The sequence below is a fragment of the Shewanella halifaxensis HAW-EB4 genome (genome assembly GCF_000019185.1).
GTDB lineage: Bacteria > Pseudomonadota > Gammaproteobacteria > Enterobacterales > Shewanellaceae > Shewanella > Shewanella halifaxensis.
Map to the genome: position 1 here is coordinate 3,397,712 of NC_010334.1, position 26,440 is coordinate 3,424,151.

The following is a 26,440-nucleotide window of genomic DNA, read 5'->3' on the forward strand; positions in this document are numbered from 1 at the left end:
TTTAATTCCAGTTGTGAGCAAAGCTGTCATCTTCAATCAGACTCTTTGCATAAAGGCTTAATTCGTTTAACAGCGATACTTGGCTAGCGCTAAGACTTGACTCATTAGTCACGTAAAGATATTGCCGCTGACCGACGATGCGAGTGATGACTGCCAAACCCACTTCTTCAAGTTTGCGGTTTGTATTCACCCGTTCATCTTCATTGGTAAAAACACCAATAAAGTAATACTCATTGCCATCAATAGTGACCGCTTGCAGCGACTTATCTTGTGCCAGCATTAATGTGTCATCATTGTCTAAACCCGGTAGGCAATAGTTATTGCCTGTATTAACGATGTGAGTCGAGTCTCTATCTAGGGTCGGTGTCACACAAGTTTGGTTTTCTGATACCAACTGGTAATCAGAGCCCGCAATCACAGAAATCTTAAACACGCCCTCTTCAACCTGTTCGACATCAATACAGCCCTCTCCTGTACACTCAACGTCAGCAATGACTTGATGATTCACATCATCAAAAGAAGAGATAAAGGTTTTCACTTTAACTAAGTCGAGATCCAGTGAGATCACGGTACCAGGCAGGCTATAACCGGAGACTTCTCGCGTTTGATCGCTAATATAATTTGATGAATCCGTGTCTAAACGCGCATTGAATGCCTTATATTTATTGACTGGAATAATCGTCTCTTCTCGATCAATATTTTCGCTATAGCTCAGCGTGTTATCATCATAAATAGAAAGCAGCCCACGGTGAGCGTCATCGCTTCCCTGATTCTGCGCATCAACAATGATGTAAGCGTCACTTTGCTCTGAGCTAAAATAGACTTCTCCTTTCCCCGATAACACCTGAGTGCTATTAAAACTTGAGCTTACAGAGTGGGTGCCATCTGAGCTGATATAGGCATAGGTATCTGACGCCACATAGCCATTGTTGTAATTAATATTACTGGATAGATCGCTACTCATATTGCGCTCGATATCGGTGCCGTTATAGCTGATCCCGAGCTCGTTATTCATCGACAAGTTACGACTCAATTGCCTGTCATTAGCCACACTGTTTCTAAATTCATCGAGCCCTTGTCGACTCACCGATACCGATGAGCTTGCACTCCATCCAGCAGACAAAGGCACAGACCACAGCACGCTGGCATACCAGTCGTCTTTAACACCAAAGCTTTCGCCGCCTTGAAATGTCGCCGAAAAGTTAATCACTGAATCCGCTACAAACGAATGTGAAAAACCTGCACTCACCGACCAATAATCACTTTGATCAAGAAACGGTTGCGCCTCGTTTTCAGCATCGAGCTTATTATTCACATAAAGCACATAGCCCTGTCCGCCCCAAAGATCAGAAGAAAGGTTCACATTAAGGCGCTGGTAACCAGTATTGGACAACATGAAGTTATCTAAACCAAAATCGCTGTCGGCTGAATCAAACTTCTCATAGCCAACACCGATATTGTAAAAGCTCACATCTGCTGCAATAAATTGGCTACCATTTGAAAACGAAGCGAATTTCAACTGCGCAGTAGAGTCATCACTCAATGATGTCTTAACGCCTAGCTCAGACAAGGTACTGTCTGAGTTTGACAAAATTCGCCCACCTATCATGGTGCTATCTGTTAACTGATATGAAAGCTTACCTTCAACAAAGTTATTACTTTCGAGTTGCAGCGAATAAGGCTCCGTTAGCGTTTTAAGGTAGGCATTAAGCCCGCCAGTGCGTTTATAGGAGTAATCGCCATCATGAATAAAGCCATCGGCCTGTATAAAACTGTCTGGGCCAACTAAATAACCTAACTTAGCTTGTATCTTAGTTAGCTGACTTTGCTCTACGCCGCCGTCATAACTATTATCGTATCTATCGTTGAATCGCCCCGCAGAGAAACTGTAGTCATATTCACCTTTATTCAGCGAGAAAGCGCTGTTATTAACAATCTGCTGGCGCTCCTTTAAGATCTCTCGCCCGGCAGAGATCACCACTATCGAGGCCGTGTATGAACCATAGGGAAGATCACGAAATGCGATACTTTGCTGCCCGGCATCCACATTCTTGCTATAGATTAAGTGTCCATCTCGATAGACCTCTATTCGTCCCTTATTGGGCAAGATGTAAAACAAGCGGCGATTATTTTGCTTACCACCATCGATCAAGTTTTGCGAGGACGAGTAATTGATAATATCCTGAGAATAACTACCGGATAGATCCATAAACGCTGTGGTATTTTGCTCATAGCCATACTTAAAGTGGCCAAATTGAAAGCGTCGATTTTGACTTTCAAAGTCATAAGATAGCTGCTCGGCTTCAAATTTATTCGCCGCAGTATCGGCATAAAGACTCGATTTTATCGAGCCATACTTTAAGCCTATCAAGGTTTCATCACGGCCTATAAGCGACGCTCCGCCATCACCAAAGTAGTGATAGTTCAAATTAACACTATTAATCACACCGTATTGCTGATTAGTTGCCTCGTGAAACTGGCGAGTCGTTTTTTGGCTATCAATCAAGTCAGCATTAATAAATAAGCTCAACTTTTTATGCTCAAAGTCATAAGTAAAGGCATAGCGCTCAGGCATCAACTCACATTCAGACACCTTTCCCAGACATAAAGAAGATGTCGTAATATTTTTCATTGCCGTGATAATGTCAGCCACCGCCTCTCGCTTAACATTCAGACGGGTCAAGTATTGCTCAACACTGACCTTGCTTTCCCTATTTAAAGACGCAGAGGTAGGCGTTGAGTTGAGCTTAATAACCAACTGCTCTTTAGCACTGGCTAGCTGAAAATCAAACGCCTCAGTGCTGCCAGAATAGAGCTCGGCAAACTCATCAGGGATTGCAATCCCCTCACTCTTCACCGAGGCATATACGGGTAAAGATAACTGTGGGGTAAGCGTGCAAGATAAGCCAAATAGGATCGATAGGGCGATTTTGTTGTATCTCATATTGCTAGCTCTATACTCATCTTGATCATCCCTTCGCAGTAGTCATCTTTTAAACTGACAGGTGCAAACTTAAGCTCAACGTCAAAGTGACTGTATTTACCTACGCGGTTAACGCCGTCAAACTCCAAGTTATCTAGCCCTTCCCCCTTATTGATCGCTTCACCATCTACGGTTACAGACACTAAATTCTTACTGTCAGTCGGCGCACCATTGACGTCATAACAGGCGGAACTATTTTCAAGCAGATTAAGGGTGTAAGTGTTTAGTGGATCACTCTTACCTATCGAGGTTTCTAATTGCAGTACATCTGAAATATCATTAAATTTGAAATTACGACCATCGAACTGCAGCTCCCAGTTCTTTTTAACAAACTCAAATTTAATGATCTCTCGGTCATAAAACTTATCCAGCTCTATTTGGGTATCAACATGAAACTCACGCTGTTCACCAGAAGCAGACATATCAAGAGCCAAGGCATCACTTACCGCAAATAGTAGACATGCAGAAAAAATAACTTTTATATAAGTCATAGTTGGCTCTTGATAAGTCTGAGGAAAACGTAGGCTTAGATAGCTTTCGCTGAATTGATAACGGTGTGAACTTCGATGTTTTGACCAGGCTTCAACTCTGTGCCCATTGCGGTTTCAACACTTTCAGTGTTTTCAGTAGTAAAAGTAACGGTACCCGTTGTTGCAACAACAGGCTTAGACTTTTCCATTGGTGCGCCTTCCATCTTAACAACAGTCCCCACACCTGTAGTGTCTAGCGTACCAATAACCGTCTCTAGTGAACTCATTGTCCAAGATGCATCGGGAATAATATCGCCAACCGCTTCTGCAACTTCACCTTGCATAAATCCGCTAGCACAAACGCCTTCAACTGGCGCACTGCCATCGGTACATAAACGGTAATGCAGTTCTAAAGAGATCTGATCTGAAGTGAAAACACCTGTGGTGTCTTTAACATCAAGTCCTGCCGTATCTATGTATGGAACACGTCCAGAAGGACCAGTGATGATAACTCCGGCACCAGGAACAACAGTCGGTACTATCCCTTTCCAGTGAAGGGTCGTTGTTGCATCATCGGCAAGAGCCGTTCCAGATAGTGTCAGTAGCGCGATGGGTAATAAAATTTTAGCATTCATAGAAACATCCTCGTTAAACATTTATTCGCCATACTTGCTTATTAAAAATAAATACCTAAACCGGTAATAAATCACTTTCTTTTGCAAATATGTCTGATAGGTAACTTTCAGGGCATATGTTAACGACTCGATATTTTCTCAACAGGTCAAAACTGAATTCTAAAAATCAAAAATGCCTACAAAGCACAAAAATCAGCCTAATCACGGCGCTTTGTGATCAAAAAACAACAGAAATAGTTAAAACTGTCAATCTGGGGAGTTTTTAGGTTGGAAGAAGCTAATATTGTGCAGTTTACAGCGGTAAAAAAAATGGCAGATCTCAACTTATATCCATCTGTATAAGCTAAGAGCTGCCATTTAGTGTAGAGAATAGAGCTAGGCGTACAATGTAAAGAAGCCAGCGACTGAAGTCGGCGGCTTAGGGCTAAAAATAAAAAAGCTAATTATCGTACTTATCTAACTCTTGATTACTATTAATGTCTTTGTTGCCATCGTAGGGACCAAAGCCATTTTCCTTGTAGTCGCCAAGGATATGACTAAAGCGACTATGATAGTTACCTTTACCCGGTCCCTGATACAGGTATTCAAAGCTATCTAATACATCATCACCATCACTATCAGATAAAATGGGTTGGGAGCAGTACTCAATATCACCACTATGATACTTTGTACGCTCAGCTAAACAGGCTTCAACTTCATTTGCAGTCGATAAACCATCATTATCTAAATCGACTAAGTCAGGGTAGACCTTACCCGTGGCATCTTCGTTGGCAAAGCGCACCTGCGGATAAACACTCACTCCAGAGTCTGTTAGCGGGATCACCGCCCCATTCATTCTGAAGTCAATATAAGTACACCCCGTTAAAATATAGGGATAACTAACGTCACCGTGCTTGGGTTTTTCACAGGTTAAACTTGAGTCAAGCTCTTCCAGTGGGCTGTACAACTCCCAATGCTCTTCATGACCGTTTTTATTGCCACGAGCAAAGAAAGTGCTCAGCCCTTGTCCGGCAGTTTCAGTACGGACACCGTAAGAGTTTGCAGAATCTCCCACAATATTATAATGGTGGTCTCTACCGCCGTACTCTTTTAGACCTTTATTAGTCAGTATTTTTAACCTGCCATCTATAATCAAGGCAACAGCATTTGCAGTGTTTTCATAAAACTTCACTTTTTTACGTTCACTACGGCTTAACTTACCAAATTTAATGGTCATATCGAGCTTTTGACCATTAGGTAATGCCTCTTGGTGATACTGCGCGTAACCATTAAACTCTAAATAATATCTATCCCGTGACTCGTTACTGATGGCATCATTTTCACTCATTGTATTAGCGCGGTCATCCTCTTCCACCATATGCATATAAGTCACATAATTGGCCGCTTGCTGGTAATCGTTTACTCTGGTCGCCACTTTCTTGACTTTGTAGTTCTCTCCATTGCTATCCTTGCCATCGAATAAAACGTACAGATCTCCATTTTGCGTCAATGCTGCAATTCCTTTGGTCACTTGGGTGCTTTTTACTATTTTCTTGCCGGTATTTTTGAAGAAATTAGCAAATTTAAGAAAAATATTACCCTTCTCGTCAATCTCGTGAGGGCTAACCACACGTACAAATGCCTGCGGAGTTTGATCTTTATTCAAACAATAAAATGAACCGTGGGGTTTGCCGTTATCGGGGGCATCCCAACATTGAGAAACTTTATCTATATATCGAGTCCAATCTGAGCTGATAAACTTGCCTGTGCTGCCACAGTCAATACTGTAATATCTCGCGGTTCCATCGTCGAAATAAACCACAGCAGAAAATGGACCAAAGCTTTCAATCTTTTCAACACCACTTAGGTTCAAGCCATTAAACTTATCAGCAAAATCCCCATAGCAAGTATTGCTCGTACCGTATATTTGATTGTGTGCGATAGCGTTACCGGTTAGCGTGACTTCATAGGCGATACCACCGTAACTCATGATTCGATCGGCATAGGTTAACCCGTAATAAACTTTGCTTGTGGCTGGCAGCTCAATGAGAGTTTCGATTGGCTGCAATGCATTTAATGCGGTAAATAGCACTATCTTGCCTTCACCTCCACTTTCACTCGTCATATCGATGCGATAATTACCAAAACCGATATTTTTCAGCGCTGAAGCATAATAACCATTGTTTTCCATATAAGGGAGCAGTGTCTCTTTAAACGGTTTAATGAGGGTATTACGCCCGACGGCACCTAGAGCACCATCGCCAAATAGTTTAATAAAGCCATTAAAGGAGAATTCTAAAATCCCCTCACGTACAAAGCCGGTTTCTATACTGATAAACCCGCTACTCACGCCATCAACCTCATGGTCATAAACCGTGTACTTGACTTCATATAGCCCCTTTTCACTGGCAGAAAAGGTAAATTTAGTATTATTAACATCGCCAGGATTAACTAGACTGACATTAGCGTCATATACTTGAACCCCAACAAGTTGCACCTTATCGCCTTCCTTGTCGTTAACCAGTGAACCCACACCTGGAAAATTTAATATATCCAGCGTCACTGAATCCTCTACGGGCACTAATCGGCTATAGGCTTCATCTTTTGTTTCAGGCGCGGTATTGATATCCCCTGAAACATCAATATTAATGATCCCGGTAAACACCAACTTATTATCATCGACCACAGAGTAGCTCACAGATGTGAGACCAATCTCAATACCTCGATAGCTAAAATCCCCATCCACGGAAACATTAGCCGTGCCGCTACCCACCACCACTGTCGATGATGCAAAGCTTGGGTTTGTCATAGGTAAAAATTCAGAAGCGAGTTCATCTTGAATATTAAAGTTAAGCATATCCCCCAAAGTAAGAGACTTACTGATATCCGGCAGTACGCCGCCAGAGGGTAGCTCAAGCCCCAACGCCTCAGCATTAAGCTTAGCGCTATTACTGGTGAATAAGATTGAAGCAAGCGCAGAGGTCTGCTCATTACCATTGGTCACGGTATAACGATAATCACAGCTCAATGAACGCTTAGGAGTCACCGAGAAGGACAGCATCTGTTTATCCAACTTGGTGATCTCACAGCCTGCTAAATTACCGAGCACCTCTACTTTGCTCAGGCTAAATTTAGCTGCTGAATTTTCACCGAGTTCCATGCTAGTACTAACATAGTTAGACAAATTAAAGGTCATCGGTTGAGCGATATCATCAGGAATTGTTACTGACCGGCGAAAGTCCATCGCCGTAACGCTCTTTTTTACCACTGGAGGGGGCGGTGGCGGCACAATGCCGCCTTCACTATCGGAGTCGCTGCCACAGGCACATAATACTACTAGGGATAACAATAGGAATAATTTAGAAAAAAATCGCATCGCAAACCTTAATGTCTGTTCATTTAACACTCAGCACCTAAGACTCTTTATGCGATTGCTCGGCCGGAACATGGCAATATATTAGCCACTAGCCATAAAAATATACGGCCATCGCCTAAACGATGATATTTTGGATTAACACAATCAGAGAAAAATAAGGTGCGGTAATTTTGCGCAGATGCTAACAGTAAGGTGAGCGCTTCTACAGGGCGCTTTAGAAAAGTAAAATCTAAATATGCCTATAAAAGCGTTACAATGAATATTGCACTTAAGCAGGATTGAGCTCCTGAAGAAGCAAGGTCTGTAGGCTTGAGACTAGTTTTCTATGGACATGGGCATATTTACGAACTCTGCGTGCTCTTTCAACCAAGCTATTACCCCATGATGTGACAGGTAATCGTCTCTGCTGATACTGATCAATTTACGTATGCCCGCTAAAGGGTTTTCTTCCTCAAACTCAGCTAGGACCTCAAAACCAAAGCTGATATAGGGTTGTTCAGCCGTTTTGTCCCTAACAACCATAAATATCTCTTTGATCTCAGGATCGTCCAACAAAAGTTTAAGCAAATGAAAAACACCAAACTCCCACCAGCGATAATTAAACTTCATGACTGAGTGAAAGAAAATAATTTTGTCACCGCTAATGTTAGGTTCTCTGGGGATATTATAAAAATCGACAAACTCATTGATGAGCTGTTCTCTTTCATGCTCGTTGTGCACAGACATCATAGCGTGAGCATAGAGATAATCGGGGCTTCCCTCGCAGGTAAGCATATGCAACGCGCCTTGCTCTTGTAAGGTGATCGCCCGCTCACATCTTTCTTGCACGTCTCGCTCTGTTAAGTTAAAAAACTTGGCGCTACTTTCACAGATCAGCGCCAATTTACGTAGATCTGTTAGCGGCATAGATGCAGTGTATTTATAAAAGCGTGTATCTGTTACAGGGTAATAAGAGGTTTGAATCAAATCTTGCTGATCAAAAGCCAGTGCTTCGATACGCCTTAGCTGATTAACTTTTGTTTTTGATAGCTTGAGGTCTAACTCAATTAAATAACTTAACACATCATATTCCGCGAAGGTGAGCAGCTGAATAATTCGCAATGTCGATGGCATTGAGACTCCGCGCTCCCAACGGCTATATGTGATCAAATCGAGGTTAACAAAAACCTTATGGTATAAAGATAATTTCTCGACCATTTCAGCTTGCGTCAAGCCATATTCATTGCGGCTCTTTAACAGTAACGAGAAGAGTTCCATAAGTATGTGTAAACCAATATAAACCACGAAATTTATTATCTTGAATGGTAACAAAAATCTGTATCGAAAGAAAAACTCTAAAAGCAAAAAAACAAACCGCTCAAACTGTGCGCACGCACAATAAAAACTTAAAACTCAGACTAAAATTAGTGACTTCGACCAAAGAATTATCCTGGTGACCACCGCATAATATTTCGGCCTGAAATACCTTGGTGCGCTGGTTCTATCAGTGCTCCCTACTCGGCATAAATAAAACAAACCTTACATATAAAAATACCCAAACAGGGACCCCTATGAGCCTAGTACTGATCTTATTGGCCGTGATTGCATTTATCGTCATTGCCACCGCTAAATTTAAGCTACATCCGTTTTTAACCCTTATTCTTGCATCGTTTCTTGCCGCATTTGCCTACGGCCTACCGAGTGCCGATATCGCCAAGACCATCACCTCAGGTTTTGGCGGGATCTTAGGTTATATCGGTTTAGTCATCGTGCTTGGTACCATCATAGGTACGATCCTCGAGAAGAGTGGCGCCGCAATTACCATGGCGGATGTGGTTATTAAAGTGCTTGGACAGCGCTTTCCAACGCTAACCATGTCGATTATCGGTTATATTGTGTCAATTCCAGTATTTTGTGACTCAGGCTTTGTGATCTTAAACTCGCTCAAGCAGTCGATGGCTAACCGTATGAAGGTGTCGAGCGTGTCTATGAGTGTCGCTCTAGCAACGGGTCTATATGCCACTCACACGTTTGTGCCTCCAACGCCAGGCCCTATCGCCGCAGCGGGTAACTTAGGCCTAGAGTCAAACCTTGGCTTAGTAATTTTTGTCGGTATCTTCGTTGCAGCCGTTGCCGCGCTTGCTGGTACGCTGTGGGCTAATCGTTTTGCTGATACCCAGCCAGATGGTGAAGGCGCTGAAGAGCTTTTGACTCACCAAGATGATTTCGACAAGCTTAAGCAGGCCTATGGCGAGCTTCCAAGCCCGACTCGTGCATTTGCACCGATTTTCGTGCCAATCCTACTTATCTGTTTAGGCTCTGTTGCCAACTTCCCATCGACGCCACTTGGCGATGGCATGCTATTCGATATCTTAGCGTTCTTGGGTCAGCCAGTTAATGCCTTGATGATTGGCCTATTCCTGTCACTGTCTCTATTAAAGGGCAACGACAAAATTAAAGAATTCAGTGACCGTATTAGCCAAGGTTTAGTGGTTGCTGCGCCAATTCTACTTATCACTGGTGCGGGCGGTGCGTTTGGCGCGGTACTTAAAGCGACTGACATAGGCACTTTCTTAGGTGAATCACTATCTGCACTTGGCATTGGTATCTTCATGCCATTTGTTGTTGCAGCGGCGCTTAAATCGGCTCAAGGCTCCTCTACTGTAGCCTTGGTTGCAACCTCAGCACTGGTTGCACCGATGCTTGGCGATATCGGTCTTGCCAGTGATATGGGCCGCGTACTGACGGTGATGGCCATTGGTGCAGGGGCAATGACGGTGTCTCATGCTAACGATAGCTTCTTCTGGGTCGTGACTCAGTTTAGCCGCATGAGTGTTAAGCAAGCTTACAAAGCCCAAACTATGGCCACGCTAATTCAAGGTGTTACGGCTATGACTTTGGTTTACCTACTAAGCTTAGTGTTGCTTTAACGCTTATCGTTCGATACAAGTAGGCAAGTCCTATCGGCTTGCCTACTGTATATACAAGAATCCACACTAAAATCAATGCAAGTCTGTTAGCGCATTTTAGCCTGACTCGCTTTATAGGAATACTGCATGAAAATTGTGATAGCCCCCGACTCTTTCAAAGAAAGCCTTACAGCAATGGAAGTGGCTAATGAGATCGAACGAGGATTTCGCACTGTTTTACCCAACGCCGAGTACATTAAGATCCCTGTTGCCGACGGTGGTGAAGGCACTGTACAGTCGATGGTGGATGCGACAGATGGCACGATTATCAAACTTAATGTAACCGGGCCGCTTGGTCACAAAGTACAGGCTTTTTATGGCATCTTGGGCGTCGGTTATCAGGGAGATAAAAAAACCGCGGTGATTGAAATGGCGGCGGCATCAGGCCTGCACTTAGTTGCAGAAGATAAGCGTAACCCGCTGATGACCACGAGCTATGGCACGGGAGAGTTGATTGTCGATGCTCTCAATCGCGGTATAGAGCATATCATTATCGGCCTTGGCGGTAGTGCAACTAATGATGGCGGCGCTGGTATGGCGCAGGCTATTGGTGCACACCTGCTCAACAGCGCTGGTAAGGCTATATCCCCTGGAGGAGCAGCTTTAACGGAGCTCGTCAGTATTGATTTAACCGACTTACACCCGCTCATCAAGGCCTGCAGCTTTGAGGTTGCCTGTGATGTCAATAATCCGCTGTGTGGAAACAAAGGTGCCTCGGCTATTTTTGGTCCACAAAAAGGCGCAACCCCAGAGATGGTTGAGCAGTTAGATAATGCCCTTAAACACTACGCAGATATTATTGCATGCTGCGCTATCCAAGATAACCGTGACTATGCAGGCGCTGGCGCAGCAGGTGGTATGGGCTTAGGTGTGATGGCCTTTTTAGGCGCAGAGCTAAAACCCGGCATCGACATCGTGATGGAAACGGTCAACTTGGCAGGTTTAGCCAAAGGTGCCGATTTAGTGATTACTGGTGAAGGCCGCCTCGATAGCCAAACCCTACACGGTAAAACCCCAATGGGCGTCGCTGGTGTCGCTAAAGCTCAGGGGATCTCGGTTATTGCTATCGCAGGCTGTGTAAGCGATGACGCTAACGTGTTGCTTGAACATGGCATAGATGCACTCTTTTCGATTACCCCAAGAGCCTTACCGCTTGCAGAGGTGCTTAGCAACGCTAAACATAATCTCTACAGCACGGCTAAAAATATCGCCGCGCTATACGCACTCTCATCCGCTAAATAGAAGAGTGCTAGATTTTTAAAACCCAAAAAAGGCGCTTAACGGCGCCTTTTTCTCGCAAGGCAATCACCAACGTCTTAACTCAAAAAACACTCTGACGTTCTCTCTATTACTGTAAAAAAGCCGTCATCATTATTTTTCTACTTGATGCGCTATAAAGCATAAAGTAAAGTGACCGTCCATTTTGAGCGTCCGTTTTGACCATCTGTTTCTATAGGTAGTCCAGTTAAGAAACAGCGTGATTAGTAGAGAAATTTAGCCTAATGACAGCAAGAAAAGCCACCGCTTCAGAAGAGGCGTTACTGCGAATTTTTACGGTACCAGAAGCCCCAGAGTCTACCCTCAGTGTGATTGAGCAAAATATCTCACAGAACTTAATGGGCTTCTTGCAAGAGAGCGTGGTGGCTGTCGAAAAGCCGCTTTCTGAAGTTGAACTGGATTTCCAACAATACCAGATCCCATCGGCGCCGCAGTTTGTCTCAGACTACGCCGATAACATGATGCAAACGCTGGTCGCGCATTCGGTGCATACCTCGGCGCCTAGCTTTATCGGCCATATGACCTCTGCCCTGCCTTACTTTGTATTACCTCTGTCTAAGATGATGGTCGGGCTGAACCAGAACTTGGTGAAAATCGAGACCTCTAAGGCCTTTACGCCACTCGAGCGTCAAGTGCTGGGGATGATGCATCACCTTGTTTATAGCGAAAATGAAGCCTTTTATCAAAGCTGGATGCACAGCGCCAATGTCTCTTTGGGGGCATTTTGCTCCGGTGGCACGGTCGCTAACATCACCGCCCTGTGGACCGCTCGTAACCAACTGCTAAAAGCCGATGGCGACTTTAAAGGCATCGCCAAACAAGGTCTACTCAAAGGACTGCGCCACTATGGTTATGATGACTTAGCGATTTTAGTCTCAGAGCGCGGCCACTACTCACTCGCTAAGACTGCAGACCTATTAGGTATTGGCCGAGAAAATATTATTCAGGTTCCCACATCAAACGATAATAAAGTTGATGTGACTCAAATGCGCATCATCGCCGCCAAACTTGCACAAGATAACATTCGTGTCATGGCCATAGTAGGCGTTGCAGGCACCACAGAAACCGGTAGTATCGACCCACTTAATGAGCTTGCCGATTTAGCCGCTGAGCTTAACTGTCACTTCCATGTGGATGCGGCTTGGGGCGGCGCGAGCCTACTTTCAAACAAGTATCGTCATCTACTTACAGGTATTGAGCGTGCCGATTCAGTCACCATCGATGCCCACAAGCAGATGTATGTGCCAATGGGCGCGGGGATGGTGCTATTTAAAGACCCCACCTTTGCCAATGCCATTAAGCATCACGCCGAGTATATTCTACGTCAAGGCTCGAAAGATTTAGGCAGTCAGACCCTGGAAGGTTCCCGCCCGGGTATGGCGATGCTAGTGCATGCCTGTTTGAAGATCATTGGCCGAGAAGGCTATGAGATTTTAATTAACAATAGCCTTGAAAAGGCGCGTTACTTTGCAGATTTAATTACCGCAGAAGCCGATTTTGAACTGGTCTCGAAACCAGAGCTTTGTCTGCTCACCTATCGTTATGTGCCGCAATCGGTGCAAGTGGCGATGGCAAAAGCGCGTGAGACTGGCGATATCGCAACATTGACACAATACAATCAATTGCTAGATGGGTTGACGAAATTCGTGCAAAAGCGACAGCGTGAACAAGGCACCTCGTTTGTATCGCGTACGCGGATCAACCCAGAGAGCCACCAGCTGATGAATATCAAAGCCGTGGTCTTTAGGGTGGTATTAGCCAACCCATTAACTAGTCATGAAATTTTGCAGCAAGTGCTGACCGAGCAAGCGGTAATAGCTAACAGTGAAACTCAGTTCCTACCTCAGTTACTCTCACTCGCACAGGCCTAACAGCTAAATGACCGCAAGGCTCGATTGACGTTACGCTTTATCGAGCCTTGCTGTAATGAATAGATCAGTCACCTCACCAATTGGGCTAGGCTGCAGCTTGCGCTTAAGTTCGATAATACTAAATCCAGCGGACTCTAATGCTGAGACAAGATCCGCGCCTCGGTGAAAATAGGTATACATCTTCTCGCCATCACCGGAAATATCTTCGCGCGGCGCTTGGTCACTTCCCTCCATGGTGCTTAAATAGAACACACCATTAGCTGTAAGTCTTTGACTGGCATCATCGATTAAAGCTAACGCTTCATGCGGACTCAAATAAGGTAAACAGAAGCCACACATGATGGCATCAAATCGCTCATTCAACATATTAAGCTCGCGGCTATCGAGCAGTGCAACATCTGCCAGCGGGTTATTGTGCTGAGCGAGTATCAACATTTTTGGCGCAAGATCTGTAGCAAGAATCGAAAGTTGTGGTCTTAGGCTTAACAGATAGCGAGTAATATTGCCCGGGCCGCATGCAAGCTCCAGCACTCTGGCATCTTGTTTTGGCAGTGCATTAATGAAAGGCTCGAATGTATCGATATACATGGCCAAATCCATATACTTATCTTGATATCGCTGCGCGAGTTTATCGAAGGTATTTACCGATACCTGATTTAGATCTAGTCGCTCAGTCTGATGTATCATTGGTATCTCCCCGAAAGTTGATGACATGCCATATTGACCTTATATCACTCCGCAATGCTATAGACTTGGTTTCGTCCATTCTCCTTTGCGTAGTACAAACCAATATCGGATCTTTTCAGTAGATTATCAATGGTATCGTTGCTAAGGGAATGAGTAACACCAATACTCACCGTTACGGGGCTAGACGTTATATTTTCTGCCGTCATTATTTTCTGTCGTAATCTTTGCGCATAGGCAACGGCCTCATCTAAATGACATCGGCAATGAACAAGGAACTCCTCTCCGCCCCATCGTCCTACGACATCTATATCCCGCGTATTCTCTTTTAGAACTGCAGAGATTTGAGCGTTAACTCACAATCCTTTATAGCTCGTCACCAATAATTAATCACAGCTAAACATTAACTATTTTATCTACGGCATTTCAAACTAAAACAGGGATATTATCAACGTTCTAAAACCAAAAAGCTTACACATAATAAAAACGCTTATTATAAAAACATTTACGCGCACTGCAATTTAACCACAAATCCAATTTTCGCATATCTATTTATTAGTTTTCACATATTAAAAAACAAAATATCTCGTGCAAAACAAATTTAGAATATATAAAACAAAGCACCAAAACACTTACTTATTAATATATAAAATCAATTTATTCAATCAAGATCACAACTACTTTTCGATGTTAAGTTTAACATAATAAAATCAAACCTATTGGTGATGGATAAAAACACACAATACTAATTTAATTAAATGGAATATGTTCAAATGGATAAGCAAATTTTAGTGCCGACACAAAAACAACACAAAACAAAACAAATACAAGTCACACTAAAAACCAACCTATTACCACTAGTTAAAATAACTAATTACTTACTAATAAATATTTAGCATCCGAAAGTAAGCTTTACAATTATCCGAGCCTAATACTTAATATGAATTCAACATACAAAGCCCTTCTGTATATATTGCTATCCGCCCTAACCATTGCCTGCCAATCGACCAAGGTTCCAGAATGGTATAACCTACCACTACCCAACAATTCAGATTATATCTCGGCAGTTGGTGAAGGTAGAAGCCTAGAACAGGCGAAAAAATCAGCACTTAGTAATATAAATGCGGCTCTTTGGACTCAAGTAAACTCATCTTTCTCGATGAACGACACGCATCGAAGTATTAATGATAAAAACTATTCCAATGCCTATGTAAATAACGCCATCAACACCAAAACAGCAAATATTGCATTTAGTGGCGTGGAATACATCAATATCGCCAACAATGACACTCACTTCTATGCTCAGGCACAGATCAAGAAATCGAATATCATTAGCCAACTCACCTCTGATTTAAGAAATATCAATCAGAAAGCAGAAGCGCAACTTGATAAATTGGCCCATCAGGATGCACTGCAATGGTGGTTAACTAATAAGGATAGTGCGGCCTTTAACGACTATACGCGCGTAAGACTCGCGATGCTAAGCTCACTCTCACCAGCTCATGGTATTGATGCTCAGTCATTGGATAAATTAAATAGCCTTTCTGCAAAAGTTAAGTCCAACATATTGATCCATATTCAGACATCTAAAAGTGATAAGAAGATGGCCCAAATTATAGCAGACAAACTATCTAATGAAGGCATTAAGACAACAATGCATAACACTTCTGCTAGTACCCACAATTTGAAACTCGTTTCAGATTTACGTCAAAGCATTATGGCAGAAGCATATATCTCTACCAAAATAACCGCTCTACAACTCAAAGATAGAAATAACAATACCATCAGTAGCAGCGAAATCATCTCTACTGGGAACTCTCTTTCAAATTATCAAATATCTAAAGAAGGGGCAGAGCGTCATTTCTCAACCCTCGTCGATGAGCGCGGACTCTGGCCCGCTCTGGGTTTAACATTATAATAATATAAAACAATGGAGTTAAAGATGCTTAATAAAACAGTGGTCGCTCTCAGTGTGTCTTTGTTATTAGGAGCATGTGCTTCTAGCCCTGAGAACGTCTGTCACCCGAATACTATGGTGAATATTGAAACCTCTGATGTTCCAACAATAAAAAGTGGTGATAAGCAATATATTGTATTACCAATTGATATTAATTTTGAAGAGTCTGCAGCTGACAAGCTGAAAGCGACTCTAATAAATCAACTTGAAACACAACTTATAAACTCCGGTGTTAAGGTTGTTGATCGCAATTTAGCCAGCAAACTCCAAACTGAAATAAAGCTCGCAGAACAAAGTGGACGCTATAACACCAAGGGCGTGCCCATTGCTGACTTTGCTATTATCACAGAAGTTACTAAGAGTGAACTCAGTAAATCTCATAATGAAACCCGCTACTATGAGAATAAAGATGGTGAGACAAAAAAAATTCCGGCTAGCTGTGACTACCGAGTCGAATTTGCAGCAATAACAAAAGTCGTATCACTACCAAATATGACATTGATCAAGCGTATTGAGCTAAGGGGGAATGACTCTTTTAGCACAGAAACCACCAACTCAAGATGCCCTATTTCTGAAGCGCAATATTCTGGGTTAGCATTGGCATCAGCAATTGAGTCTATTGAGCATGATGGTGAGCTGAAAGAGTTACTTGCCCCGAGCGCACCAGTATTAGAGTTGCGTCATTGCGATAGTGGCCCAATGGTAAAGATCGGTATGGGCTCAAAGACGAACATTCAGCCTGACACTGAAGTTTCATTTGCTAATGCTATCAAAAACTCAGAGGGCGAAATAGAAACCTTTGCCGTTGGTGAAGGAGATGTAGTCGATATCCCAATGCATGGCATTAAGCCTGAATACTCTTGGGTAATGATCAATGAAGAAACCGCTTTAAAAATCAAGAAAGGTGATGAGGCGAGAATTGTTCCTAAGCGTTGTAGTAGTTATCTCGACCTTGAATGCCAAGCAAGGGCTATAGGATTATAATCGTGAGAAAAACTATATTAGTAAGTGCCTTAACACTGACATTAATGGCCTGTTCTTCTACTCAGACTGTTGAACAAGCGCAGCAATTTGCTGACTGTACCTTCCCCGATGCCCCAACGGCTGAAGCACCGTCATGGATCTGTGATGTAATGCCTACAGATTTGGCCGCTGGCGGCATGGGTTACGCGAAAAAGAGCGCTGCAGGCATGAACGTAATGCGCAAGATTGCTATTAACGATGCCAGAGTACAGCTAGCCTCACAGTTTCAAATTGACGTCAACAATATGTTCAAACAAGCCATCAATAGCACTGTCAATACCACCACTCAGGAAGGTGCCAACGAAAATGTTATTGAAACATTTGAAAACGTCACTAAAAACGTTGTCACGCGTTCTCTTTCAAATAGCAAGGTGATCGTCAGTCAGGTTAGCCCTAGCGGTGGTTTATATGTGTTAGTGGGTATGGATAAAGAAAGCTACCAAGCTAACGTCAACACTGTGATTGACACCGCCAATCAAGATGCCAGCTTGTGGAATAAGTTCAATAATGAGAAAGCCGCCGAAGATTTATCCAAGGCGTTAGAATCACTTAAAGCAATATAAAACAAACTATTAGAGGCTATTTCGATAGCCTCTTTTTATACTTGGCATAATAGAGAAAACAATGAACTACTATTACAAGTCCCTCATCGCCTTTTCAATTACCTCAATTGTATTTTCAGCTAACGCTAATACAGAGAGTTCGTTCTCCGAATTAGAGCAGGCTAAAACCCGCATTAACCAACCATTTGAAGAGAAAGTTGCCGATTTTCATCAATACGTTAACCAGTATTTGGATGAATATGAGGCATGGAGATCCCAGTATAATGAAGCTCTCGACAAACAGCGAACCGAGCTCATAGGTCAATGGGGGAGTGGTGAAGTCTCTGACCAAACAAAAAGTGTCGAATACACTGACAATAACACCGTTAAGAAGGTCATCGACTATGAAAATAACACCGCTACCATATCGGTATTACTTGATGCTGATGCTGTTACAGAGTCCACACCTACTATTGTACAACAGGGGCTGACCGTCGATGGTCAGATTTTAAACCTCACGCAGGCCAGCGTATCGCTTGTGCAAGTCAATTATTCACTGCAGCAGGAGAAACAAGAAAAGTCGTTTATTATTAAACAAATAGAGCTACAAATGAAGGAGTTGGATATTCAAGCAGACAGATTGATTCAGTCTGCAACAGGTATTCCAGAATCATTTATTTTTGAAAGAGCCCATAAGCAAAAACAGATCTTGCTTGCCGAGGGCAAAGTCCGCCTTAAGCATATAACTGATCTATATGACAGTAAACGAGAAGAACTAGGAATTGAAACTGTTGCATTACTGCCCATGGTTTCTGACAGTAAACCAACAACTGCACTGCAGACCGAACAAACACAAGTATCCGATAAGCAAACAACCAAACAAGCAGAGTTGCGGAATAACGCCACAGACAAGCCGACGGTAACACTCGCGACCGAACAAGCACCAGTTGTCAATAAGCAAACAACCTCACAGGTAGAGCGACATGACAAAGCTTCTCAGGCCGTCGCTGAAATTGTGGTCCCAGCCGCAGTGATTAAGCCTGCAGCCCAGAAAAAAATCGTTTCTTACACAGTAAAACTACCTAATAAGAGCTTAAATCTGCGCGCCAACCAGTATCACCCTTTGGCCACTGCAGAAAGCAAGAAATGGGGAATTGATGAGGCTGTAATTATGGCAATTATGCACAGTGAATCGAGTTTCAGGCCGGATGCAAAATCTCATGTGCCAGCCTTTGGCTTGATGCAGGTCGTTCCTGTAAGCGCAGGTCATGATGTTAACAAGCACATTCGCAACATCGATGCACCAATGAGGGCGGAAGAGTTATATGTACCCCCATTAAATGTTGAAACTGGTGTCGCTTACCTCCATATATTAAACGACAAGTACCTCAAAGCTATTACTGATCCCCAAAGCCGCCTTTATTGCATGATTGCCGCCTACAATACTGGGGCAGGCAATGTAGCTAGAGCCTTCAACGAAAACCGTACGACTAACATCCGCAAGGCCGCAGAAGTGATTAACAAGATGCCACCGGATCAGGTTTACCAGCACCTGCTAAAACAATTACCGTACGATGAAACCAAAAATTACCTCAAAAAGGTGAATCAGCGAATCGCGCTTTACCAATAATATAAACAGAGATAAAACATATGTTTAAAATTATCCCTATGATGTTGATAGCAATTGGGGTCTATATAGGTGTGCAATACGATGACGAAATCATCGATCTTTTCGGTCAGAATACTATCGATCAGATAGAAGAAGCCGTTGAAGATAGTAAAGACAATATATTAGACAAGCTAAAAGATATTAACGAGTAAAAATGAATAATAACGACAATACTGCTGAGACTCAGGGAAAACTAGCAAGAATTATCGCCCTTGTGTCTTTGGTTGCTATCGCCTTAGGTGGTTTTAATGACACTACCGATGCACTGAAGAAAATCTATGATTTCTCATTATCCAAATTTACTGATATCCCTTCGCAAAGTAAGCTGGACAAGATTTATATCCGGGCGTCATCTGACATCCTCGAAGAAAATTTTGGTGCCCCCGTATATATCAAACACACTTACAAGGGGGATGTGATCAAATACTATCGTGATGACCGATTCGTCCTGTCAGCCATTAGTAAAGATGGCGCTATCTCAGCCTATCTAGTGTTTCCCAAAGCAGGTTTCAGTGCCGACACTAAGGCTTCCGCCGGAGGTAGCGATCTACTTACGACCTCTTTTAGTCACCAAGAATCTGTCAATGACATTAGAGCAACCATATCTAAAACAATAAGTTACTATATAGAAGAAAACACCAATGGCGATTTCAGTAACCTATACTCATCAATCAGTGGTTATAGCGAGTTCAATAACACATTGGACGCAGGAAAAAGAGCGACCTTAGCCAAATTGGTCGATGATATGCTATTAGGTGAAAATATCGCAGCGTCGGCCATCGCAGTGAGGGAACATTTTACGCCCAATTTTTATGGCTATAGCACCCTAGGACTAGGCAGTCTGGAAGAGGCCATTTTAACTAATTCAGAATTCCGACTCATCAACCCTTAGTACGCTTAATGCAATTTAGTACGCTTAATGCAACTTAGTACGCTTAAAGCAAATGGGCGCTTTCTGTTCACCTACCGTGACAGAAAGTCCCTATTTGCCGCCCCTCCCCATGTGAGCGACTCGCCAGTCAGTCAACAAAGCCGACTAGTCCTGCATATCTAATAGATCCTACTTCGGTAGCGCCGCCTGATGCGCAGCGATAAAATCATCCATAGTCGATTGAGCTCTTTGCTGCGCGCTGACTAATGTGTCTTCTGACGACATCGCTTCTACCACCTCGTAGTAACACTTAATCTTAGGTTCAGTGCCCGACGGTCTGACGATCACTCGAGCACCATTTTCAAGACGATAAATCAGCACATCACTAGCGGGTAGCGCGATCTCTTCTTCTGTGCCATCGGCACTCCCACCAGAAAAGAAGCGCTTACCAATACTGATATCATCAGTCGAGACCACCTTATGTCCTGCTATCTCAACGGGGGGATGCTCACGTAAATAGGCGCCGATATTTGGCGTCGTCGGTTTAAGGGCAATACTTACCTGGGCGTTGAGATGAAAACCATGTTCACGATAGATGGCTTCAAGACGGTCCCAAATAGTTTGCCCTTGGCTGGTAAGCTCAGCGGTTAACTGAGCAAATGCGACCAGTGCCGATAAACCATCTTTATCCCACACCATAGAGCCAACGGTGTAACCGAGCGCCTCTTCGTAGGCAAATAGGAAGCGGTTATCGTCTGTCTCTTCACTCATGCCGACATTAGTCAGCCACTTAAAACCGGTTAAAGTTGTTAGGCAAGTCGCATTGAGGCTCTGTGCGACCCTTGACAATAAACTCGATGACACAATCGTGGTGCAAGTTAAGCGCTGATCATCACTGGCATGGGTTAATAGGTAATGGCCAAATAACACACCAACTTGGTCGCCAGTAAGCATCTGATACTCACCATCATAGGTTCGCACCGCAACGGCGAAACGGTCGGCATCGGGATCGTTAGCGCAGGCAAGCATAGCGTTATGCTTTTTGGCCTCGGCTATCACCCTATCCATCGCCCCTTTCTCTTCGGGGTTAGGAAAGTTCACCGTTGGGAAATCACCATCGGGCAACGCCTGCTCGGCAACTGAATAAACTTTTGTGAATCCGGCATCTTTCAGCACATTAAGCGCCATCGCGTTACCCACGCCATGCATGGCCGTGTAAGCCAAACTGACAGACTCTGGCTGAGTATGATTTTGCAATACTGCCGCCTGCTTTACACCTTGGCGATAAGCATCATAAAAATCATCCTCTAGCATGACCAGCAGGCCTGAGGCCTTGGCCTGCTGGATCTCCAACAATGGAATAGCCTCGGTCGCAGCTTTATCGATACAAGCCGCGATACCCGAGTCGTGGGGAGGAATGATCTGCGCGCCATTGCCCCAATAGACCTTGTAGCCGTTATATTGCGGCGGATTATGACTCGCGGTGACCACAACACCCGCTGCGCAGCCAAGGTGAAGCACACCAAAGGCCAACAGCGGCGTCGCAGCAACATTTGCTGTGAGATAGACTTTAATTCCCATCGCCGTTAATACGCAGGCGGCGTCATGGGCGAATTGCTTCGAGTCATGGCGACCGTCATAACCAATCACTACGCCGCGGCTTGATACGTCACTAATTTGTGCTTTTAGGTATGATGCTAAACCCGCAGAAGTTTGCTGGATCACTAATCGATTCATTCGAGTCGGCCCCGCGCCCACGACGCCACGTAATCCCGCGGTACCAAATGCGAGTCGCCCCGCAAAACGCGCTTCAAGCTCAGCGCCATCATCTGAGTCTATTAGGGCTTGTAGCTCCTGACGCCTCGAAGAGTCGGGATCGGTTGCCATCCAGTGTTTGACTCTCAATGCTAATTGGGTATCCATAACTCGCTCCATTTACTATCGATGGGTAATGGCCGCTAAAGAATATTGAACCAAGCGCAGCACATTACGACTGTAAAACATTACTAAACACTAAGCCTAGCAGTTAGCTTGAACAAGACAATTTGCATTAAATTTTCATCACATTTTAATCGTCATAGGAATCGCACAGTTCAACATGAATTCTCCTAGCCTGCATTAAGTTATCCGTAAGCATGAGCCAAACGTGTGCTAATCGTGTAAAATTACCGGCTTGCTAAATAACCCATGCAGCGAACTGTTAATCATGAGCCCGTTAAAAATAGAAACCCATATCAAAGTCCAGTCTACCGAGATTGATGCGGCAAGCCTGCTCGCTGAGGAAACCGGCTTATCCAAGCAAGTGATTAAGCAAGCCATGCAAAAAGGGGCGGTTTGGCACAGTCATGGCAGGCAAACTAATCGTCTCCGCCGCGCTAAGAAGGCGCTTAAGGTCGGTGATGAGCTGCATCTTTATTACAACCAAGCGGTATTAGATGAGACTGTAACCGAGGCAGAGCTTCTGTTCGACCAAGAGCAATACAGCATCTGGTACAAACCTTTTGGCATGCGTTGTCAAGGCTCAAAGTGGAGCGACCACACCACGATTAATCGTTATATCGAGACCCACTTAAATCCGGCTCGTAATGCCTACCTCATTCATCGACTCGACTTAGCCGCAACAGGGCTTATCGTGTTGGGTCATAATAAAAAAGTCACTGCTGCCATCGCCAAACTGTTTGAAACCCGCGCGCTAGATAAGTTTTATCAGGTGATAGTGGAAGGCAAGTTCCCCGATGGAAAAGTCACCATTGATACCGATGTGGATAACAAGTCGGCACTGTCACACGCCGAGCGTTTAGAGTACAACAGCGAGCTGAACCAGTCTAAAGTGCAAGTTAAAATCGAATCGGGGCGTAAACACCAAATTCGCATCCATATGGCCAGCCTTGGTCATCCAGTTGTCGGCGACAGACAGCATGGTAATGGCAGTGAGCAAACACCGAATCTGCAGCTGACCTCCTGCCACTTAAGCTTTGTCTGCCCAGTTACCGGTGAGGATAAAGTGTTCGAGCTGCCGCAAAGCTATCGCCCTGAGTTTCAAGCACGCTAATTTTGCGAGTAAGCGATAACTAAAAAGCCCACGAACGTGGGCTTTTTATATCCAGCGCCTCAAGAGTCCACTGTTTTATGCTAAAAATCTTTACTCATCTACCGGTTTGTCTTTAAGTCGTTTCTTACCTGAAAACATAGCCGAGATAATACCGGGCTGATGCTTAAGCTCCGCGATAATCACACCGATAATATGAATAAGTACCACTAGCATCAGCAGATAAGCGCCATAGCGATGCACCTTACCCATGACGCTTTTATAGGGCTTCATCTGAGCCACTTTCTGCTGATTAACCCCAGTATCATCATAGGGTTTTAGCGAGGCGGGGTCGACGCCATCAGCTGCAATGTACTCGGTAACTGCCGCACCAAAAGGAGGATAGAAAACATCCGTACCTGCACGTAATAATCCCGTGGCCCCGAGAACAATTAACAGTGCAAATATTGCGCTAACGGCTAATTTCCCCAACGGGTTATGCCCTAGGTACTGCGGATTCTTACCGGCCTTCAATGCCTGTCGATAATCACTTGCTGCCTTAAAACTGGGCCACATATGGGAAAACTTGGCAAAACCACTGCCAATAACGCCCCACAACAAGCGTACAAGCAGATTAATCACGAAAAGGTAGCCAATTACAATATGCACCTCTTTGAGTTTGATCTTTGCTGCTAGGCCGCTGATCCCAAGTTCCGATTTAAACAGCATGATTAACCCGACAAACATTAACGCAGTGATCAACACCAGATTAACCCAGTGGAAAATGCGCACGGGTTTATCCCACACTCGGTAAATAGATACCGTTTCAATATTACTATGTTGCTTTTCACTCATCGACTTTCCCCCGAAAATCATAATTCACTCATATCTGCAAAATTTCAAACAAACAGCTTTATGATACGCCTTTAAGCTGTTTTTTCAGTAAATTTTAGTTTAAAACCATAGAGCGCCACAGCGAAGGATAACAGAAGATAAACATCTTAACTTGCTAAATTAGTGGTCAGTCATCTTTAAAGATGACTTGGTCATTACACGCTGACCATATAGGGAATTTCGCCATAACTTTACTGAACATTCGACTCTGCAAGTAGCCACTCAACCAATCTCTAACCTTTGGGTAGGGAGACTGCCTGTACCATTGACGTTCAATGCGAGAAAATTGACGAATAAAAGGAATAATTGCGAGATCGGCAAGACTGGGTTTATCACAAACGAGGTATTGATGCTTAAGCAGTCTTAACTCAAGCATCTGTAAAAACCGTTCACAGTCTGCTCTTCGAGTGAACAGGTCTGCACCATGATAGCGCTTAGCACTACGGTAGCTTTCCAGACAGGTTTTGAACTCCTTATCAAACAGGCCAATCAACCTTAGCATCTCCTGCTGCCTATCAGACTTATCAGCAATAAGGTAATTAGCTGGATCTCTACGGCTAAGCGCCCATAGCATGATCTCTAGACTCTGCTCAATAACCTCACCGCTGGGCAGCACGAGTACTGGCACGGTCCCCTTTGGTGAGGCCTCTAACAACTCGACTGGCTTGTTATCTAAACGCAATTCACGTAGCAGAACAGTTCGGCCCGAAACATAGACAGCCATTCTTGCCCGAACGGCATAGGGACAATTGCGTAAAGAGTAAAGTATGGCGGTTGACGACATAGCACTCATGATGGCTTTACTCCCTCGCTACGAGTTCGATAAAAAAGCTAGCAAAATCGCTTATCAAGCAATTAAAAATATAGAACCTGCTCAATTAAGTTTAAATCAATCTCAATCAAGTAATCTGTCCAGTATTAGCTAGCTTGTTTTTTACCTATGATAACCGTAGAGTGACTTCATCATAAGTAAAAGCGGTTAAATCACTTAGTTAAGCCGATTTATACGACTATAGAACATACACTTTAGGTGCTATTTTAAGAGGGTTTCGTGGATAAACTAACCATCGCAGTGGACTTTTTATTAACCCATAAGCTTTTGCTAACGGTATTAATCATTGTTTTAATTTCAATGATTAAGCGCTTAGTGATCTCTCAAATTCGCGGTGATGTGGCGTTTTTAACTGAAGTTCAACGTAAATGGATGTCACGCACCAAAAATGGCACTTTCATCTTAATTATTGTTATTTTATTTATGCTCTGGCAAACAGAGATCAATAAGTTTGCCCTCTCCGTTACTGCCATTGCCATCGCTTTCGTTGTGGCATCGAAAGAAATTATCCTCTGCTTTACCGGCTCAATTCAAAGAGCTAGCTCACGCTCATTTGTGATTGGAGACTGGATTGAAGTAGGAAAGATCTGCGGTGAGGTGATTGAGCACAACCTAATGGCGACGGTGATTCAAGAGATTGACCTGCACCATGGTCAATATCACTTCACCGGAAAAACCGCGACCCTGCCTAACAGTATGTTCTTTAGCTATGCGGTTAAAAACCTCAACTTTATGAAGCGTTATGTCTACCACGACTTTTATATCACTGTTGTAGAATTCGTAAACCTGTACCCACTGTTCCCCGAGTTACATGAGAAAATCGAAGCTCACTGTGAAGATTTCATTGAAGTTGCCAAACGCTATAATAGCGTTATCGAAAAGCATGCTGGCGTCGACTTACCGGGTTCGGAGCCCCATATCCATATTAGTAGCGGTATTAATGGCGAGCAATTTGTTCACATTATGATTTTCTGTCCAACAGAGCAAGCTGTTCATTTAGAACAGTTAATCAGAGAAGATTTTATGATTGCCTACCATGAGACTTTTGGTAAAGATAACTTGCTGTAGTTACCAACCGCTGAAATAGATGAAGTGCAGCATTAAGATATCATTAACGCTGCAGCAGTAGAGGCGGTAACAGTATCTTAGTCGTATTAATTAGACCACTTTATCTGAAACTCAATCTCTTCCTCCGAGTCCCCACGTTCATGCTCAACAGTGTATTTTGCTCTAACTGGCACATAAACTCGTTCACCCGCGATTTGAATTTCAAACTTTTCCCCCGTCTCTAATGAGTCAGCAAGGCGCCTAAGCTTGGCGGCAAACTCAGCATTGCTATAACCCTTTTCGATATCTCTATCCGCTTTCTTGCTCATCATATCCCCTTAAAAGTTAACGTT

General features: G+C 43.7%; 22 protein-coding genes. 11 read left to right on the forward strand and 11 right to left on the reverse strand.

Annotated elements, in window-relative coordinates:
• Position 1: 1 nt before the first annotated feature.
• The 5 genes from SHAL_RS14490 to SHAL_RS14510 form a co-directional block, all read right to left on the reverse strand.
• On the reverse strand, positions 2–2,944 hold the full coding sequence (locus SHAL_RS14490; RefSeq protein WP_012277875.1) for a CS1-pili formation C-terminal domain-containing protein: 2,943 nt from the start codon (positions 2,942–2,944) through the stop codon (positions 2–4).
• Entirely contained in the window at positions 2,941–3,474 is a 534-nt protein-coding gene (locus SHAL_RS14495) for a hypothetical protein (RefSeq protein ID WP_012277876.1), read from the reverse strand. Before SHAL_RS14495 ends, SHAL_RS14490 begins: the two co-directional genes overlap by 4 nt.
• A gap of 35 nt (positions 3,475–3,509) precedes the next feature.
• On the reverse strand, positions 3,510–4,088 hold the full coding sequence (locus tag SHAL_RS14500; RefSeq protein WP_012277877.1) for a hypothetical protein: 579 nt from the start codon (positions 4,086–4,088) through the stop codon (positions 3,510–3,512).
• A gap of 439 nt (positions 4,089–4,527) precedes the next feature.
• On the reverse strand, positions 4,528–7,443 hold the full coding sequence (locus SHAL_RS14505; RefSeq protein ID WP_012277878.1) for a hypothetical protein: 2,916 nt from the start codon (positions 7,441–7,443) through the stop codon (positions 4,528–4,530).
• A 315-nt stretch (positions 7,444–7,758) separates the two neighbouring features.
• Positions 7,759–8,700, reverse strand: a complete 942-nt coding sequence (locus tag SHAL_RS14510; protein WP_012277879.1) for a helix-turn-helix domain-containing protein — start codon at positions 8,698–8,700, stop codon at positions 7,759–7,761.
• A 293-nt stretch (positions 8,701–8,993) separates the two neighbouring features.
• Here SHAL_RS14510 and SHAL_RS14515 point away from each other — a divergent pair, with 293 nt between their 5' ends.
• The 3 genes from SHAL_RS14515 (at position 8,994) to panP (ending at position 13,540) form a co-directional block, all read left to right on the forward strand.
• Complete coding sequence (locus tag SHAL_RS14515) at positions 8,994–10,352, forward strand: GntP family permease (RefSeq protein WP_012277880.1); 1,359 nt, start codon at positions 8,994–8,996, stop codon at positions 10,350–10,352.
• Positions 10,353–10,478: 126 nt separating this feature from the next.
• Positions 10,479–11,633 carry a glycerate kinase gene (locus SHAL_RS14520; protein WP_012277881.1) on the forward strand — a complete coding sequence of 385 codons (1,155 nt, stop codon included), beginning with the start codon at positions 10,479–10,481 and terminating at the stop codon, positions 11,631–11,633.
• A 260-nt stretch (positions 11,634–11,893) separates the two neighbouring features.
• Entirely contained in the window at positions 11,894–13,540 is a 1,647-nt protein-coding gene (gene panP, locus SHAL_RS14525) for a pyridoxal-dependent aspartate 1-decarboxylase PanP (protein WP_012277882.1), read from the forward strand.
• Between the two features lie 30 nt (positions 13,541–13,570).
• Here panP and SHAL_RS14530 read toward each other — a convergent pair whose 3' ends face one another.
• Complete coding sequence (locus SHAL_RS14530; protein WP_012277883.1) at positions 13,571–14,227, reverse strand: class I SAM-dependent methyltransferase; 657 nt, start codon at positions 14,225–14,227, stop codon at positions 13,571–13,573.
• Positions 14,228–14,271: 44 nt separating this feature from the next.
• Positions 14,272–14,568: a GGDEF domain-containing protein gene (locus tag SHAL_RS23670; RefSeq protein WP_083758321.1), complete on the reverse strand. Its 297-nt coding sequence runs from the start codon at positions 14,566–14,568 to the stop codon at positions 14,272–14,274.
• A gap of 596 nt (positions 14,569–15,164) precedes the next feature.
• On the opposite strand from SHAL_RS23670, the gene SHAL_RS14535 reads away from it, so the two are divergent.
• From SHAL_RS14535 to SHAL_RS14555, 6 genes are all read left to right on the forward strand, one after another.
• Positions 15,165–16,142: an LPP20 family lipoprotein gene (locus SHAL_RS14535; protein ID WP_012277884.1), complete on the forward strand. Its 978-nt coding sequence runs from the start codon at positions 15,165–15,167 to the stop codon at positions 16,140–16,142.
• Between the two features lie 24 nt (positions 16,143–16,166).
• The gene (locus SHAL_RS14540; protein WP_012277885.1) at positions 16,167–17,165 is read left to right on the forward strand and encodes a YajG family lipoprotein; all 999 of its coding nucleotides are present in this window, start codon (positions 16,167–16,169) and stop codon (positions 17,163–17,165) included.
• Positions 17,166–17,167: 2 nt separating this feature from the next.
• On the forward strand, positions 17,168–17,767 hold the full coding sequence (locus SHAL_RS14545) for an LPP20 family lipoprotein (protein WP_223296196.1): 600 nt from the start codon (positions 17,168–17,170) through the stop codon (positions 17,765–17,767).
• Positions 17,768–17,828: 61 nt separating this feature from the next.
• The gene (locus SHAL_RS14550; RefSeq protein WP_012277887.1) at positions 17,829–19,376 is read left to right on the forward strand and encodes a transglycosylase SLT domain-containing protein; all 1,548 of its coding nucleotides are present in this window, start codon (positions 17,829–17,831) and stop codon (positions 19,374–19,376) included.
• 38 nt (positions 19,377–19,414) lie between these two features.
• Entirely contained in the window at positions 19,415–19,567 is a 153-nt protein-coding gene (locus tag SHAL_RS23290; protein WP_190273655.1) for a hypothetical protein, read from the forward strand.
• Between the two features lie 2 nt (positions 19,568–19,569).
• On the forward strand, positions 19,570–20,307 hold the full coding sequence (locus SHAL_RS14555) for an ETEC_3214 domain-containing protein (RefSeq protein ID WP_012277889.1): 738 nt from the start codon (positions 19,570–19,572) through the stop codon (positions 20,305–20,307).
• Between the two features lie 168 nt (positions 20,308–20,475).
• Here the strand turns inward: SHAL_RS14555 and SHAL_RS14560 are convergent, their stop codons facing one another.
• Complete coding sequence (locus SHAL_RS14560) at positions 20,476–22,209, reverse strand: phospho-sugar mutase (protein WP_012277890.1); 1,734 nt, start codon at positions 22,207–22,209, stop codon at positions 20,476–20,478.
• 283 nt (positions 22,210–22,492) lie between these two features.
• On the opposite strand from SHAL_RS14560, the gene SHAL_RS14565 reads away from it, so the two are divergent.
• Positions 22,493–23,338, forward strand: a complete 846-nt coding sequence (locus SHAL_RS14565) for a pseudouridine synthase family protein (RefSeq protein ID WP_012277891.1) — start codon at positions 22,493–22,495, stop codon at positions 23,336–23,338.
• A gap of 90 nt (positions 23,339–23,428) precedes the next feature.
• Here the strand turns inward: SHAL_RS14565 and SHAL_RS14570 are convergent, their stop codons facing one another.
• Together SHAL_RS14570 and SHAL_RS14575 are read right to left on the reverse strand one after the other, a co-directional pair.
• A complete protein-coding gene (locus SHAL_RS14570) occupies positions 23,429–24,169 on the reverse strand; it encodes a cytochrome b/b6 domain-containing protein (RefSeq protein WP_012277892.1) in 741 nt (246 codons plus the stop codon).
• 166 nt (positions 24,170–24,335) lie between these two features.
• Positions 24,336–25,001 carry a glutathione S-transferase gene (locus tag SHAL_RS14575; protein WP_012277893.1) on the reverse strand — a complete coding sequence of 222 codons (666 nt, stop codon included), beginning with the start codon at positions 24,999–25,001 and terminating at the stop codon, positions 24,336–24,338.
• Between the two features lie 258 nt (positions 25,002–25,259).
• On the opposite strand from SHAL_RS14575, the gene SHAL_RS14580 reads away from it, so the two are divergent.
• The gene (locus SHAL_RS14580) at positions 25,260–26,108 is read left to right on the forward strand and encodes a mechanosensitive ion channel family protein (RefSeq protein WP_012277894.1); all 849 of its coding nucleotides are present in this window, start codon (positions 25,260–25,262) and stop codon (positions 26,106–26,108) included.
• An 86-nt stretch (positions 26,109–26,194) separates the two neighbouring features.
• Here the strand turns inward: SHAL_RS14580 and SHAL_RS14585 are convergent, their stop codons facing one another.
• Entirely contained in the window at positions 26,195–26,416 is a 222-nt protein-coding gene (locus SHAL_RS14585; protein ID WP_012277895.1) for an amphi-Trp domain-containing protein, read from the reverse strand.
• Positions 26,417–26,440 lie beyond the last annotated feature (24 nt).

Bases quoted from the DNA above. Each gene is read 5' to 3' on its own strand.
- SHAL_RS14510 (WP_012277879.1), bottom strand. From the start codon at position 8,700: ATGGAACTCTTCTCGTTACTGTTAAAGAGCCGCAATGAATATGGCTTG.
- SHAL_RS14565 (WP_012277891.1), top strand. From the start codon at position 22,493: ATGAGCCCGTTAAAAATAGAAACCCATATCAAAGTCCAGTCTACCGAG.
- SHAL_RS14560 (WP_012277890.1), bottom strand. From the start codon at position 22,209: ATGGATACCCAATTAGCATTGAGAGTCAAACACTGGATGGCAACCGAT.
- SHAL_RS14490 (WP_012277875.1), bottom strand. From the start codon at position 2,944: ATGAGATACAACAAAATCGCCCTATCGATCCTATTTGGCTTATCTTGC.
- SHAL_RS14570 (WP_012277892.1), bottom strand. From the start codon at position 24,169: ATGAGTGAAAAGCAACATAGTAATATTGAAACGGTATCTATTTACCGA.
- SHAL_RS14555 (WP_012277889.1), top strand. From the start codon at position 19,570: ATGAATAATAACGACAATACTGCTGAGACTCAGGGAAAACTAGCAAGA.
- panP (WP_012277882.1), top strand. From the start codon at position 11,894: ATGACAGCAAGAAAAGCCACCGCTTCAGAAGAGGCGTTACTGCGAATT.
- SHAL_RS14535 (WP_012277884.1), top strand. From the start codon at position 15,165: ATGAATTCAACATACAAAGCCCTTCTGTATATATTGCTATCCGCCCTA.
- SHAL_RS14495 (WP_012277876.1), bottom strand. From the start codon at position 3,474: ATGACTTATATAAAAGTTATTTTTTCTGCATGTCTACTATTTGCGGTA.
- SHAL_RS14585 (WP_012277895.1), bottom strand. From the start codon at position 26,416: ATGAGCAAGAAAGCGGATAGAGATATCGAAAAGGGTTATAGCAATGCT.
- SHAL_RS14540 (WP_012277885.1), top strand. From the start codon at position 16,167: ATGCTTAATAAAACAGTGGTCGCTCTCAGTGTGTCTTTGTTATTAGGA.
- SHAL_RS14505 (WP_012277878.1), bottom strand. From the start codon at position 7,443: ATGCGATTTTTTTCTAAATTATTCCTATTGTTATCCCTAGTAGTATTA.
- SHAL_RS14515 (WP_012277880.1), top strand. From the start codon at position 8,994: ATGAGCCTAGTACTGATCTTATTGGCCGTGATTGCATTTATCGTCATT.
- SHAL_RS14550 (WP_012277887.1), top strand. From the start codon at position 17,829: ATGAACTACTATTACAAGTCCCTCATCGCCTTTTCAATTACCTCAATT.
- SHAL_RS14520 (WP_012277881.1), top strand. From the start codon at position 10,479: ATGAAAATTGTGATAGCCCCCGACTCTTTCAAAGAAAGCCTTACAGCA.
- SHAL_RS23290 (WP_190273655.1), top strand. From the start codon at position 19,415: ATGATGTTGATAGCAATTGGGGTCTATATAGGTGTGCAATACGATGAC.
- SHAL_RS14500 (WP_012277877.1), bottom strand. From the start codon at position 4,088: ATGAATGCTAAAATTTTATTACCCATCGCGCTACTGACACTATCTGGA.
- SHAL_RS14530 (WP_012277883.1), bottom strand. From the start codon at position 14,227: ATGATACATCAGACTGAGCGACTAGATCTAAATCAGGTATCGGTAAAT.
- SHAL_RS14575 (WP_012277893.1), bottom strand. From the start codon at position 25,001: ATGAGTGCTATGTCGTCAACCGCCATACTTTACTCTTTACGCAATTGT.